The sequence below is a fragment of the Ruegeria sp. AL1 genome (genome assembly GCF_056540905.1).
Genome location: NZ_JBQFXP010000031.1, coordinates 1 through 3834, shown reverse-complemented (window position 1 = coordinate 3834; position 3834 = coordinate 1). Strand labels below are relative to the sequence as shown.

Below are 3834 nucleotides of genomic sequence, written 5' to 3'. Positions count from 1 at the left end.
CCCCCGGCGTTTTGTGCCGGGGGCATGTGTGTTTCCCGCTTTGTTTTGCGGTGTATCAGGTACAGGCGTTGACGGCGCGTTTTGTCATGACGCTGACCAGATGTGCGCGATAGTCCTTGCTGCCATGCAGATCACCGATCATGTTGGCCGGGTTGATCCGCAGATCCATCAGCGCATCGGCGCGGAATTCGGTGTTCAACGCCGTCTCGGCCTCGGACCAGCGGAACACGCCATCCTCGCTGGCGCCGGTGACGGCCACGCGCACGCCATCCGCGAACCGCGCCACGTAAACGCCCACCAGCGCAAAGCGGGATGCGGGCTGCAGAAACTTCTGATAGCTCGCCGCCTGCGGCACCGGGAAGCGGACCCAGGTGATGATCTCACCCTCGTCCAGCGCGGTCGCGAACATGCCCTCAAAGAAATCATCCGCCGCAATCTCGCGCTTGTTGGTCACGATGGTCGCGCCCGAACCCAACACACCCGCCGGATAACAGGCCGCCGGATCATTATTGGCCACCGAGCCGCCAATGGTGCCGCGATTGCGCACCGCCGGATCACCAATCTGCCCCGCCAAAGCCGCCAGCGCCGGGTACGACCCCGCCGCCTCGCGCGCCACCGTCGCATGGGTCGTCGCCCCACCCACCGAGACCGCGCCGTCATCCTCGACACAAACCCCGGTCATCTCGGCAATCCCGCTCACACTGACCAGCACCGACGGCGCCGCCAGCCGCTGCTTCAGCGTCGGGATCAGCGTCTGACCACCCCCCAACGCCTGCGCATCCTCAGCCCCCAGCGCAGCAACCGCATCCGCAATGCTCGAGGGCTTCTCAAACTCGAAACTGTACATTTCGCATTTCCTTTCCGAAGAACACGGATCCGTTCTTCATCTGGCTATAAATATCCCGGGGAGCGCGAGGGGCTGGCCCCTCGCACCCCAACCTCTCCAACTCAGCTGTTCATCGCCGCCCAGACGCGCGACGGGCTCACCGGCATGTCGATGTGATCCACCGCCTTGCCGCCCGAATTCAGCGCATCCAGCACCGCATTGACCACCGCAGGCGGCGAGCCAATGGCCCCGGCCTCACCACAGCCCTTCACCCCCAACGGGTTATGCGTGCACGGCGTCTGGCTGGAATGATCCACGCCGTAGAAGGGCACATCATCGGCGCGCGGCATGGCGTAATCCATGAACGACGCGCTCAGCAGCTGGCCATTCTCGTCATAGGCGCAGTTCTCCAGCAGCGCCTGACCGATGCCCTGACCGATACCGCCATGCACCTGACCATCCACGATCATCGGATTGACGATGTTGCCGAAGTCATCCGCCGCCGTGAAGGCTTCGATACTGACCTGACCGGTCTCGGGATCGACCTCGACCTCGCAGGCATAGGCGCCCGAGGGGAAGGTGAAGTTGGCCGGGTCGTAAAACGCGGTCTCCTCCAGCCCCGGCTCGACCTCCAGCGGGAAGTTATGCGGCACATAGGCCGTCAGGGTCACATCGCCCCAGGCCACCGACTTGTCGGTGCCCGCAACGCTGAACTGACCGTCCTTCAGCTCGATATCGGCCTCGGACGCTTCCAGCAGGTGGGCGGCGATCTTCTTGGCCTTGTCGATCACCTTCTCGGTGGCCTTCACCATGGCCGAGCCACAGACCGCCAGTGAGCGCGAGCCATAGGTGCCCATGCCAAACGGGATCTTCGAGGTGTCGCCATGCACGATCTCGACCATCGATTCATCGATGCCGATCATGTCGGCCACAACCTGCGGAAAGGCGGTCTCGTGCCCCTGTCCGTGGCTGTGTGCCCCCACCATGACGCTGATCGATCCGGTGGCGTTCACCCGCACGGTTGCCGCATCATAAAGACCCGCCCGGGCCCCTAGCATGCCAACGATGTTCGAGGGCGCAATGCCACAGGCCTCGATATAGCAGTTGATGCCCAGGCCCCGCAGCTTGCCCTTGGCCTCGCTTGCCGCACGGCGCGCGGCAAAGCCTGCCAGATCGGCAGCGGCCTCCAGCTTGTCCATGGTCCCGTTGTAATCCCCGGTGTCATAGGTCAGCGCCACCGGCGTGTCATAGGGAAACTGGGTGACAAAGTTCTGACGGCGCAGCGCAATCGGATCGACGCCCAGCTCGCGCGCGGCCTTGTCCACCACGCGTTCCAGCTGAAACGTCGCCTCGGGTCGGCCCGCGCCGCGATAGGCATCCACCGGCACCGTGTTGGTGAACATCGCCTTCACATTCACCTGAATGACCGGCGTCTTGTAGTTGCCCGCCATCAGCGTGCCGTGCAGCCATGTGGGCACGGAGCTGGAGAAGGTCGACAGATACGCGCCAAGGTTTGCGTAGGTGTTGGTCCGCAACCCGATGAAGTTATTGTCCGCATCCAGCGCCAGTTCGATTTTGCTGACATGGTCGCGGCCATGAGCATCCGACATGAACGCCTCGGACCGGCTGGACGTCCACTTCACAGGCCGGTTGCAGGCCTTGGCGGCGAAGGTACAGAACGCCTCTTCCGCATAGTGGAAAATCTTGGTGCCAAAGCCGCCGCCCACATCCGGGGCCACCACGCGGACCTTGTGTTCGGGCAGGCCCAGAACAAAGGCGCACATCAGCAGGCGGATCACATGCGGGTTCTGCGAGGTGGTATAAAGCGTGTACTCATCCGTCCCGCGCTTGTACTCACCCACCGCCACGCGCGGTTCCATCGGGTTGGCGACCAAACGGTTGTTCACCAGATCCAGCGTGGTCACATGGGCCGCATTGGCGAAGACCTCGTTAACCTTGGCGTCATCGGCCTCGCCCAGCTGCCAGTCATAGCAGATATTGTTCTTCAGATCGTCATGAACCAGCGTCGCGCCCTCTTGCGCCGCGGCCTTCATGTCGATCACTGCGGGCAGTTCTTCGATGTCCACCTCGATCGCCTCGGCCGCATCGCGCGCCTGTTCCAGGCTGTCGGCCACAACGGCGGCAATGGGATCGCCCACATGGCGCACCTTGCCTTGCGCCAGAATGGGGTGCGGAGGCTCCTGCATCGGCGCGCCGTGCTTGTCCGTCACCTCCCAGCCGCAGGGCATGCCGCCCACGCCTTCAAAGTCCTTGCCGGTGAACACCTTGACCACGCCGGGCATGGCTGCCGCCGCCGAGGTATCAAGGCTGGTGATCCGGCCATGCGCGATATCCGAGCGCAGAAAATGCACATAGGCCTGTCCGGCCACGTTGATGTCGTCGGTATAGTTGCCCGCTCCGGTCAGAAAGCGCACGTCCTCGCGCCGCTTGGAACTGGCTCCGATGCCACTGTCTTTGGGCATTGCTTGTTCTCCTCCCTGGAAAAGAATTTTCGTCGAAAATTCTCGCCCGCCTCACTCGGCGGCGATTTGACCAACGTCTTGGCCGGATGCGGCCAGGATCGCCTTGACGATGTTATGATAGCCCGTGCACCGGCACAGATTGCCTTCCAGATACTTGCGGATCTCAGCCTCCGTCGGGCGCGGATTGTCCTTCAGCAAAGCCGCCGCACTCATCACCATACCCGGCGTGCAGAACCCGCATTGCAGGCCATGATGATCCTGAAACGCCTGTTGGATCGTATTCAGAGACCCATCCTCAGCCGCCTGACCCTCAATCGTGCCAACCTCGGCCCCATCCGCCTCAACCGCCAGCATGTTACAAGACTTCACAGCCTGACCATCCACATGCACAACACAGGCCCCACATTGCGCCGTGTCACACCCAACATGCGTCCCCGTCAAACCCAATTGATCACGCAAAAATCCAGACAATAACGTCCGACCCTCAACATCACCGCTCACAGATAATCCGTTCACAGTCATAGA

At 62.5% G+C, this 3834-nt stretch carries 3 protein-coding genes; all 3 read right to left on the bottom strand.

From position 1 onward, the window contains the following. Positions 1 to 55 precede the first annotated feature (55 nt). Positions 56 to 847, bottom strand: a complete 792-nt coding sequence (locus tag ACRZ9X_RS22345) for an FAD binding domain-containing protein (protein ID WP_480522298.1) — start codon at positions 845 to 847, stop codon at positions 56 to 58. A 101-nt stretch (positions 848 to 948) separates the two neighbouring features. Then, complete coding sequence (locus ACRZ9X_RS22340; protein WP_480522297.1) at positions 949 to 3309, bottom strand: xanthine dehydrogenase family protein molybdopterin-binding subunit; 2361 nt, start codon at positions 3307 to 3309, stop codon at positions 949 to 951. A 51-nt stretch (positions 3310 to 3360) separates the two neighbouring features. After that, the coding region (locus ACRZ9X_RS22335; protein WP_480522296.1) for a (2Fe-2S)-binding protein at positions 3361 to 3834 on the bottom strand (474 nt) is incomplete at its 5' end.